This window comes from Antarcticimicrobium sediminis (assembly GCF_004348975.1).
Taxonomy (GTDB): Bacteria; Pseudomonadota; Alphaproteobacteria; order Rhodobacterales; family Rhodobacteraceae; genus Antarcticimicrobium; species Antarcticimicrobium sediminis.
The window spans coordinates 219,685-231,837 of record NZ_SMFP01000002.1; the positions used below are offsets into that span (position 1 = coordinate 219,685).

Annotated in this window: 10 protein-coding genes; 4 read left to right on the forward strand and 6 right to left on the reverse strand. The window is 64.0% G+C overall.

The genetic code is table 11. From position 1 onward, the window contains the following. Positions 1-183 precede the first annotated feature (183 nt). The 3 genes from E1B25_RS04350 to moaA are packed head-to-tail and all read right to left on the reverse strand — an operon-like array spanning position 184 to position 3,550. A complete protein-coding gene (locus E1B25_RS04350) occupies positions 184-1,227 on the reverse strand; it encodes a glycosyltransferase family 4 protein (RefSeq protein ID WP_132827447.1) in 1,044 nt (347 codons plus the stop codon). After that, a complete protein-coding gene (locus E1B25_RS04355; protein WP_132827448.1) occupies positions 1,220-2,542 on the reverse strand; it encodes a 3-deoxy-D-manno-octulosonic acid transferase in 1,323 nt (440 codons plus the stop codon). Before E1B25_RS04355 ends, E1B25_RS04350 begins: the two co-directional genes overlap by 8 nt. After that, positions 2,543-3,550 carry a GTP 3',8-cyclase MoaA gene (moaA, locus tag E1B25_RS04360; RefSeq protein WP_132827449.1) on the reverse strand — a complete coding sequence of 336 codons (1,008 nt, stop codon included), beginning with the start codon at positions 3,548-3,550 and terminating at the stop codon, positions 2,543-2,545. It lies immediately after the preceding gene. Between the two features lie 84 nt (positions 3,551-3,634). Between moaA and E1B25_RS04365 the strand changes: the two genes are divergently transcribed. Next, positions 3,635-4,087 (forward strand): hypothetical protein, encoded by a 453-nt coding sequence (locus tag E1B25_RS04365; protein ID WP_132827450.1) that lies wholly within the window; start codon positions 3,635-3,637, stop codon positions 4,085-4,087. Here E1B25_RS04365 and E1B25_RS04370 read toward each other — a convergent pair. The 3 genes from E1B25_RS04370 to glmU all read right to left on the reverse strand — a co-directional run bounded on the left by E1B25_RS04370 (position 4,072) and on the right by glmU (position 8,095). Further along, positions 4,072-4,779: a DNA alkylation repair protein gene (locus E1B25_RS04370; protein ID WP_132827451.1), complete on the reverse strand. Its 708-nt coding sequence runs from the start codon at positions 4,777-4,779 to the stop codon at positions 4,072-4,074. The genes E1B25_RS04365 and E1B25_RS04370 overlap by 16 nt on opposite strands. Before the next feature lie 137 nt (positions 4,780-4,916). Then, the gene (gene glmS / locus E1B25_RS04375) at positions 4,917-6,740 is read right to left on the reverse strand and encodes a glutamine--fructose-6-phosphate transaminase (isomerizing) (protein WP_132827452.1); all 1,824 of its coding nucleotides are present in this window, start codon (positions 6,738-6,740) and stop codon (positions 4,917-4,919) included. Continuing rightward, entirely contained in the window at positions 6,740-8,095 is a 1,356-nt protein-coding gene (glmU, locus tag E1B25_RS04380; RefSeq protein WP_132827453.1) for a bifunctional UDP-N-acetylglucosamine diphosphorylase/glucosamine-1-phosphate N-acetyltransferase GlmU, read from the reverse strand. The genes glmS and glmU overlap by 1 nt, the downstream gene beginning before the upstream one ends. 129 nt (positions 8,096-8,224) lie before the next feature. On the opposite strand from glmU, the gene E1B25_RS04385 reads away from it, so the two are divergent. From E1B25_RS04385 to E1B25_RS04395, 3 genes are all read left to right on the forward strand, one after another. Further along, on the forward strand, positions 8,225-8,896 hold the full coding sequence (locus E1B25_RS04385; protein WP_132827454.1) for an HAD-IA family hydrolase: 672 nt from the start codon (positions 8,225-8,227) through the stop codon (positions 8,894-8,896). A gap of 164 nt (positions 8,897-9,060) precedes the next feature. Further along, positions 9,061-10,266, forward strand: coding sequence for a DegT/DnrJ/EryC1/StrS family aminotransferase (locus tag E1B25_RS04390; protein WP_132827455.1), 1,206 nt, complete (start codon positions 9,061-9,063; stop codon positions 10,264-10,266). Positions 10,267-10,589: 323 nt separating this feature from the next. Beyond that, the gene (locus tag E1B25_RS04395; RefSeq protein WP_165937548.1) at positions 10,590-12,122 is read left to right on the forward strand and encodes a sensor histidine kinase; all 1,533 of its coding nucleotides are present in this window, start codon (positions 10,590-10,592) and stop codon (positions 12,120-12,122) included. Positions 12,123-12,153 lie beyond the last annotated feature (31 nt).

Here is a 12,153-nt window from a genome sequence, read left to right on the forward strand (position 1 = left end):
CCCACAGGCCTCTGCAAACCACCGAAGCGAGGGCGGCCCCCGTCGCCGCCCTCGTGTCATGCCCGGCGGGCCCGATCCGCCCCTGCCTTTTTCTGGCTGAAAATACTCCGGGGGAGGCGCGGCAAAGCCGCGACGGGGGCAGCGTCCCCAAACTTCACTTAGCTCCGACACACCCCGCCGGCGTCAGCCGTCGGACCAAAGCGCCTGATAGACCGCCTCGATCCCCTCGGCCTCGGCGCGGGCGCTAAAACGACCTTCGGCGATCTCGCGCGCGGCTCGACACATTGCAACGTGACGGGCCGGGTCGCCAAGCAGGGCGCGGGCGGCCTCGGCCGCCTCGGAGGCCGCCTTCTGTGCCACCACGATGCCGCTGCGCCCCTGCGCGGAAAAGGCGCGGTAATAGCCGGCCTCGCTGGCCACGAAGGGGGCGCCGCTCGCCATGCCTTCCAACGGCACCATGCCATAGCCCTCATAGCGCGGCAGTTGCATCACCAGCGACAGCGCCCGCATCAACGCGGGCAGGTCGGCGGCGGGCACTTCGCCGGGAAACAGGATGCGCGCGCCCAGACCGGCGGCACTGACACGGCGCTTGAGACCGTCAAGAAATCCCTGATGTTCGCGCGCGGCACGCCCCAGCACCAGCGCGGTTGCACCGGGCAGATCGGGCAACAGGCGCAGCATAGACTCGACAAACAGATCGGTGCCCTTTTCGGGCCGGATCCGCCCCACCGTGGCAATTCCCATGGTGCCACCATACCCCAGCCTGGCCCAGGCGGCGGCACGATCCGGCGCAGGGGTGAACAGATCGCAATCCACCCCGTGCGGCACCACCGCGCGCACATGGGGCACGAACTGCGCCGCGCGTTCGGTGGTGGCGACAATGGCATCCATGCGCGAAATCAGCCAGCGCGGCAGCGCCGAGTGTCGCCGCTGCGCCGACGAGGTAAAGACGATGCGGATCGGCAGTCGCAGCACGTCGCGGGCCCAGATCGCCGCGCGCATCTCTGTATTGCGGCGCACATGCCAGATCGAAAACGGCCGCCCTGGCGGCGGTTGGCGCGACAGGGCGCGGGCCTGCGACAGCGGGATCGGGTCCGGGCAGCCGGGCAGGGGATGCCCCACCAGCGCCAAATCATGGGTCTTGATCTGTTGCCGGATCACATTGGCGGCAGTGGCCGAGACCCCGGTGAAATTGCGGTTGAAATTGGTGACGAACAGTTCAGACATCACCTACCTCCGGTTTCGTCTCCAACAGCGTTTCCAACCCGAGCGTCGCGCAAATGCCAGACACCACCGTCTCCAGCGCCTGTTCCTGCCGTTGCACCAGACTGCGGGCACCGTCCTGCGCCGCTTTCAGCCGCTCCGGGTGATCCAGCCAATCCGCCACCGCCGCCGCAAGCGTGGTGGCGTCCTGCGCTTCGATCAGACCGCCAGCGGCGGCAAGCGCGTCATAGGCGGCGCGGGCGTTCTCCCGATGCGGGCCGGTGATTAGCGGCACGCCGAACTGGGCCGGCTCGATCGGGTTGTGGCCGCCTTTGGCCACCAGCGAGGCCCCGAGAAAGGCAAAGGGGGCGAGGGTATACCAGCTCCCGGTTTCGCCCAGCGTATCGGCCAGATAGACCTGCGTGCTTGGTCCCGGCACCGCGCCGGTGCTGCGCCGGGCACAGCTCAGACCGGCGCCCGCGATCAGATCGGCGACCTCTTGTCCCCGTTCCGGGTGGCGCGGGGCGAGGATCAGCACAAGATCGGGATAGGCCACCAGCAGACGGCGATAGGCATCCAGCACCACGGGTTCTTCGCCGGAGTGGGTGGAACTGGCCAGCCACAGCGGGCGCGGCTCGATCGCGGCGCGGATCTGTTCGACCACGGCTGTGTCGACCGGCGGCGGCGCCGAGGTGGATTTCAGGTTCACCCCCAGTTTCACCCGCCCCTCCGGCGCGCCCATTTCGATCAGGTCTTTGGCGGTGCCGCGGCTCTGGGCCATCAACAGCGCGAAGTGGGAGAGCAGAAACCGCGCGGTATCCGGCCATCGTTTCCACCCGGCCACCGATTTCGCCGACAGCCGGGCATTGACCAGCGCCAGCGGAATTCCCCGGCCTGCGGCCTCGACGATCATCTGCGGCCAAAGCTCGCTCTCGACAAACAGCGCGGCATCGGGGCGCCAGTGGTCCAGAAAGCGGCGCACGGGTCCGCTGCCATCCAGCGGCGCGAACTGATGGCGACAGCGCGGCGGCATCCGCTTGGCTAGCAATTCGGCCGAGGTGGCGGTGCCCGAGGTGATCAGGAAATTCGCATCCGGCAACCGCACGCCCAATCGGGTGATCAGTTGCAACACCGACAGGCTTTCGCCGACGCTGGCGGCATGGAACCAGATTAGGCGCCCGGCAGGACGGGGCAGGGTGGCATGGCCCAGCCGCTCGCGGCTGCGCGCCCGGCTTACCCCATGATCGCGCAGCTTGCGCGCGGCCTGCCGCCAAACCAAGGGCAGCAGCAGCGGCGTCACCGTGCGATACAGGCGATACAGCGCCGTCGGGCGGGTCATTCAGCCGCCCGTATGGCTCATGTGGCGCGACATTTGCCCGTCGGCCCGTTGCCGGGAATAGTCGAAATCATGCCCCTTGGGCTTATGCGAGATGGCGGCGCGGATGGCGGCCTCCAGCGGTGCCTCGCTGGCCGCATCCTGCCGCAGCGGCGCGCGCAGGTCGGCCATGTCTTCCTGGCCCAGACACATGTACAGCTCGCCCGTGCAGGTCAGGCGCACGCGGTTGCAGCTTTCGCAGAAATTATGCGACAGCGGCGTGATGAAACCGACCTTCTGCCCGCTTTCTTCCAGCCGGACATAGCGCGCTGGCCCGCCAGAGCGTTCGCTCAGATCGGTGACGGTATAGTGCTGGGCATAGCGCGCGCGCACGTCGTCGAGCGACCAGTATTGATCCAGCCGGTCCTCGTTGCCGATATCGCCCATCGGCATGACCTCGATCCAGGTCAGGTCCATGTCACGCTCGGCGCACCATTCGGTGAGGCGCGGCAGTTCGTCCTCGTTGAACCCTTTGAGCGCGACGGCGTTGATCTTCACCCGCAGCCCGGCCTTTTGCGCCGCATCGATGCCGCGCAGCACCTGCGGCAACCGACCCCAACGGGTGACATCGGCGAATTTCGCCTCGTCCAGCGTGTCGAGCGAGATGTTTACCCGCCGCACCCCCGCATCAAACAGATCCTGCGCAAAGCGTTCCAGTTGCGAGCCATTGGTGGTCAGCGTCAGTTCTTTCAAAGCGCCACTGTCCAGATGCCGGGTCATCGCGCGGAAAAACGTCATGATGTCGCGCCGCACCAGCGGCTCGCCGCCGGTGATCCGCAGCTTTTCCACCCCGAGCCGGATGAAGGTCGAACACATGCGGTCCAGCTCCTCCAGCGTCAGCAGCTCTTTCTTGGGCAGAAAGGTCATGTTTTCCGACATGCAATAGACACAGCGGAAATCGCACCGGTCGGTGACGGAGACGCGCAGATAGGTGATTGCGCGGGCAAAGGGATCGATCAAAGGGGCGCTCATGCGACATAGGTAGAGTGAGCCCGTCGCTGCGGCAAGGGGGATTGCCACTGGCAAGGGGCATTGCAGCGCGATAAGCTCGCTGCCATGAGACATGCGATGATCCTTTCCCTCGCCCTTGTGGCTGGCTGCACGCAGGTAAACGGCGTGGTCGACACCGTACGTGGCGGTCTGGGCGGCCTTGGACAAAGCAAGGCGGCCCCGGCGCAAGAGCCGGCCGCACTCCCCCCCGCCGCTGACGTCCTGCCGGATCAGCCGCCGGTGGCCGCCGTGCCACAGGCCCGTGATGGCAGCCTCGGCACCACCGTGGCCGGGCTGGGCGATCCGACGAAAACCGGGCTTTGGCTGGAAACGCCGTTGGTCACCACGGGCGGCAAGGGCCGCGTGGTCTGGCCCACCACCGGGCGCTGGGTGGCGGTGGCGCTGCTTCCGGCTGTGGGCGAGGTCTCCGCCGGAAGTCGGCTGTCGCTGGAGGCGATGCGCGCCCTTGGCGTGCCGTTGACCGAGTTGATCGAGGTCGAGGTTTACGCCGGCAGCTGATCGTCCGGCGTTTCCTTCGGCAGGTATCTCGCCGCTTCTTTGCGGGCAAACGGCTTCATCGCCTCGCCATGTTCGGCCAGAAAGGCCCGCACACGGTCCGGGTCATGTTTGCTCAGATCGCGCAGCCACCAGCCGATGGCCTTTTGAATGAACCAGTCGCGCTCGGGGACATAGCCCGCCGCCCAACCCAGAATACGGTCGCGCCGCTCCAGATCCTCGGGCTTGGGGTGGTTCTGCTTGGTCCAGGGCAGGGTGGCGACCAGCGCCGCGCGCCGGGTCCACATATGTTCGGACCGGGTCCAGTCTTCGACCTGACCCAACCGGGCGGGATCGGCCACCAGCCGTTTTTGCGCCGCGATGCAGGCGTGATCGGCAATCGCCCAGCTGTCAAACGCGGGCACCCAGCTTTGGATCAGCGCCCAAGCGTCCGCATCGGGCCGCATCCGCGCCTGCGTCAGAAGCTTCGCCGCCGCCAGTCGCGCCTCGAAAATATCGGTTTGCCAAAGTTGATCGGCCAGCGCGACGCGCTCCTCAACGGAAAGCGCTTGTCGCCAGTTCTGGGTTAATTCGTTGATCGCGGGGTTGGGAAGGCCCAGAACCACGCGCTTTTGCTTGTGATAGCTCGCCATCTGTTCGGCACGGCCCGGTTCGATATGGGCCTCCAGCTGGGCTAGCGCCTCTTCAAGCGTCATGGCGCAGATCCGGCATGCAGGAAAAACTGTACATTCTGGCCCTCGAACTCCCGGTTTCGCGGCACAGGGTACGCCGCGTCAGATGTCCCTAACAGCGTCGCACCCTCTGGCCAATCCCGCCCGACCAATCAACCCGCCTATTCAACCGTCACCGATTTGGCGAGGTTGCGGGGTTGATCCACATCCGTCCCCTTGGCGATCGCGGTGTGATAGGCCAAAAGCTGCGCCGGCACCGCATAGAGGATCGGCGCGATGGCCGGGTGAACCCGGGGCATGGTGATCGACATCCAGATCCCCTCTTGTGCCTCGGCCAGCCCGGCGGCATCAGAGATGAGCAAGACCTTGCCCTCTCGCGCCATCACCTCCTGCATGTTCGAAATCGTCTTGTCGAACAGCGCATCCTTCGGTGCCATCACCACCACCGGCATCTCGGAATCGATCAGCGCGATGGGGCCGTGTTTCAACTCTCCCGCAGCATAAGCTTCGGCGTGTATATAGCTGATTTCCTTCAGCTTAAGTGCCCCTTCCAGCGCGAGCGGATACATCAGGCCGCGGCCAAGGAACAATACGTCGCGCGCGGCGCTGAGACGTTGCGCCGCGCCCCGGACCGCACCGTCGCACTCCAGCGCCGCATTGAGCAGATGCGGCAGGCCGCGCAGGGCCGCGACGTGATCGGCCAAGGCTTCTGGCGTCATCTCGCCCCGGTCGGCGGCAGCCTTGAGCGCAAGGATCAACAGAACGGTCAACTGACAGGTGAACGCCTTGGTCGAGGCGACGCCGATCTCGACCCCGGCGTGAATCGGCAGCGCCAGATCGCTTTCCCGCGCGATCGAGCTTTCCGGCACATTGATCACCGAGAGGATGCGATCCGCCTTGCCCTTGCAATAGCGCAGCGCGGCAAGGGTATCGGCGGTCTCGCCCGACTGGCTAACGAACAGCGCAACGGTCCCCGCCGGCAGCGGCGGTTCACGATAGCGGAATTCGCTGGCGATATCGACCTCGACCGGAATCCGGGCGAGTTGCTCGAACCAGTATTTCGCTGTCAGACAGGCATAATAGGCGGTGCCGCAGGCCACCAGCGTCAACCGCTGGACCCCGGCAAAGTCGATCCCCTCGCCGGGCAGGCGCACGGAGTCCTCGTTGGCGGGCAGGTAGTGGCGGATCGCGTCGCTCAGAACGGCAGGCTGTTCGGCGATCTCCTTGGCCATGAAATGCTTGTGCCCGGCCTTGTCCGCACTGGCGCTGTCGATACGCACGGTCTTGACCGGGCGGCTCACCTGCGCGCCCTTGGCGTCGCGGATCTCCAGCGTGGTGCGGGTAAGGAGGGCGCGGTCGCCTTCCTCGAGATAGGTGATGCGGTCAGTCAACGGCGCCAGCGCGATCGCGTCAGAGCCGACATACATCTCGCCGTCGCCATGCCCGATCGCCAGCGGAGAGCCGCGGCGCGCGGCGATGATCAGGTCATCCTCGCCCTCGACCAGGAACGCCAGCGCAAAGGCACCCTCCAGTCGGTCGATGGTTTTCATCGCGGCCTCGACCGGGGTTTCCCCCCGGTTCAGGAACCGTTCGGCCAGCAGCGCCACGGTTTCGGTATCGGTGTCGGTCTGAAAGTCGATGCCGTCGGCAGCCAGTTCAGCGCGCAGCTCGCGGAAGTTTTCGATGATGCCGTTGTGCACAACCGCGACGGCCCCGGCCCGGTGTGGGTGGGCGTTGTTCAGGGTCGGCGCCCCGTGGGTGGCCCAGCGGGTGTGACCAATGCCGGATTTCCCCGCCAGCGGCTCATGCACCAGAAGATCGCTTAGATTGACCAGCTTGCCGACCGCGCGACGGCGGTCCAGAACGCCGTTGTTGATTGTGGCGATCCCGGCGCTGTCATAGCCGCGATATTCCAATCGCTTCAGCGCCTCGACCAGGATGGGCGCCACTTCGTGTTTCCCAAGGACCCCGACAATTCCGCACATTATTTGGCCTCCATGGCGCGTTTCGCTGCTTTCGCCTTTAACAAATCGAACAATTTCCGGGCGTGGCCCGGTTTGTTCTCTTGCTTGGCGCGGGCGATGGCCAAGGCTTCGGATTCGACGTTGCGGGTGATGACGGACCCGCTGGCCGTCATCGCCCCGTCGCCCACTGTGACCGGCGCCACCAGCATTGTGTTCGACCCGATAAAGACCCGTTTTCCGATTTCGGTGTGATGCTTCATCACGCCGTCATAGTTGCAGGTGATGGTGCCCGCTCCAATATTGCTGCCGGCGCCGATACTGGCATCGCCGATATAGCTCAGGTGATTGACCTTGGCGCCCTCGGCAATCGTGGCATTCTTGATTTCGACGAAATTGCCGACGTGACAGTCTTCGGCCAGTTCCGCGCCCGGGCGCAGCCGCGCATAGGGGCCGACCACCGCGCCGCGGCTGACATGGCAGCCTTCCAGATGGGAAAAGGCGCGGATCGTGGCCCCGGATTCCACCGTCACACCGGGGCCGAACACGACATTGGGCTCGATCAGCGCATCGCGGCCAATCACGGTGTCGAAGGCCAGATGTACGGTATCGGGCGCGGTCATGGTGATCCCGGTCTCCAGCAACTCTGCCCGGGCGCGGTTCTGGAACACCGCCTCGGCGGCGGCCAGATCGGCGCGGGAGTTGATGCCGAGCGTTTCCTCTTCGTCGCAGGCAATCGCCGTGACCGACAGACCACTGTCGCGGGCCAACTCCACCACATCGGTCAGATAGTATTCGCCCGAGGCGTTATCGTTGCCGACGCGTGAAATCAGATCGAACAGCGCGCGCGCGTCTCCCGTCATAATGCCGCTATTGCAGAAGCTTAGCGCGCGTTCCTCATCGCTAGCGTCTTTGTATTCGACGATCCGTTCCAACTGATCGCCCTGCATGACCAGGCGGCCATAGCGGGCCGGATCGGCGGCATCGAACCCGAGGATCACCAGATCATGCTGCGCGCGCGCCGCGAGCATCCGCTCCAGCGTTTCGGGGCGGATGAAGGGGGTGTCGCCGTAAAGCACCACGACATCCCCGTCGAACCCCTCCAGCGCCGCGCGGGCCTGATCGACTGCATGGGCGGTGCCAAGCTGTTCCTCTTGCAGCACCACCTGCGCGGTCTCGTCGATCTCCTCCACCGCGCGGGCGACCTGATCGGCGCCATGGCCCGCAACGATCACGGTGCGTTCGGGGCTGACCGCGCCGCCGCTTTGCATCGCATGGGCCAGCATTGGCACCTGGCCGATCGGGTGGAGAACCTTGGGAAGATCGGAATTCATCCGCGTGCCTTTTCCGGCGGCGAGGATGACAAGGGCAATGCGCATGCGTTTTCTCTTTGTCTTTTGTTCGGGTCCGTTTTATCCGCTGCGGGGGTCGACGCAACCGTTAGCGCGATCAAACAAGGTTGCGGGCTGCAACACGGATGGGCGGAAAAACGCCGAGAGGAGACAACCATGCGCAGTGTGATCTTTGATCTGGACGGGACGCTGGCTGATACCTCGGGGGATCTGATCGCTGCGGCGAATGCCTGCTTCCGCCAGATCGAGGGGCGTGATGTGCTGGACCCCGAAACGGATCAGGGCGTTGCGCTGCGCGGCGGCAGGCGGATGCTGAGCGTCGGGCTGGAGCGGCTGGGCCGCTATGAACCCGACGTGGTCGAGGCGTTCTATCCCGTGCTGCTGGAGGCCTATGCCGAGGATATCGCGCGTCACAGCGTACTGTATCCCGGAGCGATGGAGGCGGTGGCGGCGTTGAGCGCGTCGGGCTATGGCGTCGGCATCTGCACCAACAAACCCGAGCATCTGGCCGATATGCTGCTGCAACGCCTTGGCGTGCGCGATGCCTTTGCCGCGCTGGTCGGTGCCGATACGCTAAAGGTGCATAAACCTGATCCCGAGCCGCTGCGCGAGGCGGCGCGGCGAGTGGGTGGCGATCCGGCGAAAACCCTGCTGGTGGGGGATTCCGATACCGACCGCAATACCGCAAAGGCCGCTGGCGTGCCCTCGGTACTGGTCACCTTTGGCCCATCAGGGGCCGATATGGCCGCGTTGCAGCCAGAGGCCTTGCTTGAGCGCTACGAGGATCTGCCGGCGCTGGTCGCGCGGTTGATTGGCGCGAACAGCTGATCGGCATGAACCGCTGATCGGGCAGGGAACGCGGCTGAGTTCTGCCCGCTTTGGCGCTGTCACGACGGCTGCGTCGGTGCGCTTTTGCCCGCAAAGTATTTCACCTTTGTGAATTCTCGCTGCCCGCTCTTGACCCCCTCTGGTCCGCGCCGCACAAACGCCGCATGACCGAGATATTTACTGGCAGTTTCACCCAGCAGGAGCCGATCCCAGAGGCCGGGATCGAAGCGGCACTGAGCGTGCTGCGCAGTGGCCGCCTGCACCGTTACAACCTGACCGAGGGGGAGCTGGGCGAAGCCGCTCTCTTGGAGCAGGAATTCGCCGCGCAGATGGGCGCGAAATATTGCCTTGCGGTGACCTCGGGCGGCTATGCCTTGTCCACGGCGCTGCGGGCGGCGGGGGTAAAGCCGGGCGAGCCGGTGCTGACAAACGCCTTCACCCTTGCCCCGGTGCCCGGCGCGATTGCCTCGATCGGGGCGCAGCCGCTTTTTGTCGAGGTCAACGAGGCGTTGACCATTGATCTTGACGATCTGGCCGCCAAGGTGGAGCGGGCCGGGGTGCTGTTGCTCAGCCATATGCGCGGGCATCTCTGTGACATGGACCAGCTGATGCGGATCTGCACCGATGCCGGGGTGATCGTGATCGAGGATTGCGCCCATACCATGGGGGCGACGTGGAACGGCGTGCCCTCTGGGCGGCACGGGGTGGTGGGGTGCTATTCCTGCCAGACCTACAAGCATGTGAATTCCGGCGAAGGTGGGCTGCTGGTCACCGACGACGAAGAGATCGCGGCGCGGGCGGTGATCCTGTCAGGTTCCTATATGCTGTATGACCGCCATCTGGCGGCGCCAAGTGCCGAGGTGTTCGAGCGGGTGAAATATGACACCCCCAATATCTCGGGGCGGATGGACAATCTGCGCGCCGCGATCCTGCGCCCGCAATTGCGCGTTCTTGACCGGCAGGTAAGCCGTTGGAACGACCGCTACCGCGTGCTGGAAGCGGGGCTGCGCGGCACGCCCGGCTTGCGCGTGATCGATCGGCCCGAGGCCGAGCATTTTGTCGGCTCATCGTTCCAGGTCCTGTTGCCAGACTGGACGGCCGACAACGTTCGCGCGGTGCTGAGCCGCTGTGCCGCCCGCGGGGTGGAACTGAAATGGTTCGGCGCGCCCGAGCCGCAGGGGTTCACCTCGCGCTATGATAGCTGGCGCTATGTTGCCAGTGAACCGATGCCGCAAACCGACCGGGTGCTGGCCGGCATTCTAGATATGCGGGTTCCTTTGACCTTCAGCGTCGAGGATTGCGCACTGGTCGCACGCATCATCCGCGCCGAGGTCAGTGCCGTTTTTCAGGGCTGCCCCGCGAAAACCTGATCCTAAGGTCTTGATTCACGGTCCAAAGCTGTGTCAGTTTGCGCACGCAGTTGTTCTGATGCTTGTATTTTGTCTGCGTGCTTGTAGTCGGTGCTGTTCTCCCCATTTGCTTTTCAAATCGACGGTTTCGCATCTCTGAGACGATCGTCTTTGGCGTGTCCGGCTGCCTTTGACGTGTCCTGCTTCGGCGGGATCGTGCCGGATTGGCTTTGGAAATCTATCGAATGGTGACTTTTTATGTGCGCAGCAACCTATAGTGGTTAATTTGGCAAAAATCGCATATGTTGCGTTTGGATGTTCGCGGCAACATGAAAGGATGTCTTATGGCTGGCGGAAAGGTTCACCCGGATTTGGTTGCACTTTTTCCCACGGTTGTGCAGCGGTCTGCCGGGGATGGGGTCGGGGCCGGTGAAAGTTTTCTTGCCCATGCGCTGGACCAGCACGCGCTTGTCAGCGTCGCGAATACCGATGAGAAAATCCTCTATGTGAACGATCGGTTTGCCCAGATCAGCGGGTATTCCAAGGCAGAACTGGTCGGCCAGACCCATCGCATCCTGCGCTCGGCGGAGCAACCGGCGTCTTTATACGAGGACCTTTGGGCGAAAATCACCAATGGCGAGACTTGGTACGGCGAAGTTAAGCAAATCCGCAAGAATGGCGATCCCTATTGGGTCAAGGCAACGGTGGTCCCGTTTTTCTCGCCGGACGGGCGCCCGGAAAAGTTTCTGTCGATCCATACGGATATCACCGAGTCCAAACGGGCCGAGGCGCAATTGCAGCGGCAGCTGTCCTTTGATCTGATCAAGGACGAGATTTATCTGTTCTGGCCGGACACGCTGGAGGTCTTTTACCTGAACCAAAGCGCCCGGATCCGGCTGCGGATTCGGCGCGGCAGCAAGATCAGCCTGACACCTGCCAAGCTGCTTCATGGGGTGACGAAACGGGACTTTCGCAGTCATTTGCAGCCACTTCTTGCCGGGGGAAGCAAATGGATCACCTTTGAGGCCGAGCATAAACAGCCCGATGGGCAGATCGCCCCGGCAGAGGTGACGATCCAACTGATCCGCCCCCATGGTGAAGAACCGCGCTTTCTGGCGCATGTGCGCAACATCAGCAAGCGCAAGCAGGCCGAGATTACCAAGCGGCAATTCATTTCCAATATCAGCCATGAGCTGCGCACGCCGCTGACCGCGATCCGGGGGGCCTTTGGTCTGATCAAGACCGGGCTGGCGCTGAACGGGGCGAAGCAGGCCGTGCAACTTTCCGAAATGGGGCTGAAGAATACCGCGCGTCTTGAGGCGTTGATCGAAAACCTTCTGGACATGGAGCGGATCGCCGCCGGGCGCATGATGTCCAAAATGGGTCGTGTTGTCCTTGATGAGGTGATCACCGGGGCGATTTCCGGGGTCGCGGATTACAAATCGTCGAAACAGGTTCGGGTGGTCTTTGTCGCGCAGGGGGATCCGGTCTGCGTCAAGGGCGATGCGATCGGCTTGTCCAGAGTGTTTGGAATTCTGCTCTCCAATGCGATCAAATTCTCGCATGACGGCGGCAGGGTCGAAATCCGAGTGCGGCGGGACGGGGCCCGAATCGCCGTTTCCGTGTGCGACTATGGCATCGGAATACCAGAGCATTTCAAGCCGGACATCTTTACGCCCTTTACTCAGGCTGACACCTCCGACACCCGCCGTTCAGATGGTGCCGGGATTGGTCTGGTCATTGCGCAGTCCATTGTCGAGGAACACGGCGGGTCCATCAAGGTGCACAGCACTGAGGGTGAGGGAACCGAGGTTTCCTTCTTTCTGATCCCCTGCGCCGAAGAGGCGCAGATCCTGTCCTCTGAAGCCATCGGTTAAACATCGCTGACAAGCGACGCTTGACGCGACT

What these genes read in the sequence shown, in the direction of transcription:
- E1B25_RS04350 (WP_132827447.1), bottom strand. Translation starts at nt 1,227, where the DNA reads ATGTCTGAACTGTTCGTCACCAATTTCAACCGCAATTTCACCGGGGTC.
- E1B25_RS04355 (WP_132827448.1), bottom strand. Translation starts at nt 2,542, where the DNA reads ATGACCCGCCCGACGGCGCTGTATCGCCTGTATCGCACGGTGACGCCG.
- moaA (WP_132827449.1), bottom strand. Translation starts at nt 3,550, where the DNA reads ATGAGCGCCCCTTTGATCGATCCCTTTGCCCGCGCAATCACCTATCTG.
- E1B25_RS04365 (WP_132827450.1), top strand. Translation starts at nt 3,635, where the DNA reads ATGAGACATGCGATGATCCTTTCCCTCGCCCTTGTGGCTGGCTGCACG.
- E1B25_RS04370 (WP_132827451.1), bottom strand. Translation starts at nt 4,779, where the DNA reads ATGACGCTTGAAGAGGCGCTAGCCCAGCTGGAGGCCCATATCGAACCG.
- glmS (WP_132827452.1), bottom strand. Translation starts at nt 6,740, where the DNA reads ATGTGCGGAATTGTCGGGGTCCTTGGGAAACACGAAGTGGCGCCCATC.
- glmU (WP_132827453.1), bottom strand. Translation starts at nt 8,095, where the DNA reads ATGCGCATTGCCCTTGTCATCCTCGCCGCCGGAAAAGGCACGCGGATG.
- E1B25_RS04385 (WP_132827454.1), top strand. Translation starts at nt 8,225, where the DNA reads ATGCGCAGTGTGATCTTTGATCTGGACGGGACGCTGGCTGATACCTCG.
- E1B25_RS04390 (WP_132827455.1), top strand. Translation starts at nt 9,061, where the DNA reads ATGACCGAGATATTTACTGGCAGTTTCACCCAGCAGGAGCCGATCCCA.
- E1B25_RS04395 (WP_165937548.1), top strand. Translation starts at nt 10,590, where the DNA reads ATGGCTGGCGGAAAGGTTCACCCGGATTTGGTTGCACTTTTTCCCACG.